The organism is Psychrobacter sp. 1Y4 (assembly GCF_051847555.1).
The window spans coordinates 1-588 of the sequence record NZ_JBPYDE010000862.1; the positions used below are offsets into that span (position 1 = coordinate 1).

General features: G+C 47.1%; 1 protein-coding gene and 1 pseudogene. Both read left to right on the plus strand.

Features of this window, described 5'->3' with window-relative positions; genetic code table 11:
* On the plus strand, window positions 1-70 hold a 70-nt coding region (locus ACS8FC_RS19280), incomplete at its 5' end, for a hypothetical protein (protein ID WP_439297975.1).
* 86 nt (window positions 71-156) lie between these two features.
* Window positions 157-588: pseudogene (locus ACS8FC_RS19285) on the plus strand (hypothetical protein); the annotation flags it as partial.

Consider the following 588-nt stretch of genomic DNA (forward strand, 5'->3'; position numbering starts at 1 on the left):
ATTTGAGAACTGTGATTATCATAACCTGACTGCTGGCATTGTCGCTGTACATCGTGGTTTTAAAGCTTAAAATCAAAGTACAATTAGCAATACCATATTGAACCCAACATACTACGCGCTGACTCAAAGGCGCTCACTTAATGATGCGAGAGCCTTATGCTGACTGTCTTACTATTGGCTGGTGCCGAAAAGCTGATTAACATTGCCATTGCGAGTGACGAGATTACCAAGGCAGGGTTAGCGCCGCTTGCTGGTAAAGTATTGCGTCTCAATATGGGCATGCCTGATATTCATTTGGACGTATTGTTCACTCATGAACGTTTGCGTTTTGAGCCAGTCACGACAGACAGCGTATTTGAGCCAAGAGGTCAGATGAATGAGCGTCAAAAAGCCAGTATGGAGCGTGCCCGTTTCGGTCATAGCCGTCCGGACTGTACCATTACTGTAGATAATCCAGCGCAGCTACTCAATCTAATGCGCGGCGCGGAGGGTAACTTACCAATCGCGGGCGATTACAAAGTACTGATGCAGCTCAAACAGCTGGTTGCTGGCTTTGATCCTGATTTGGCTGGGCAGCTTGAGCCATTG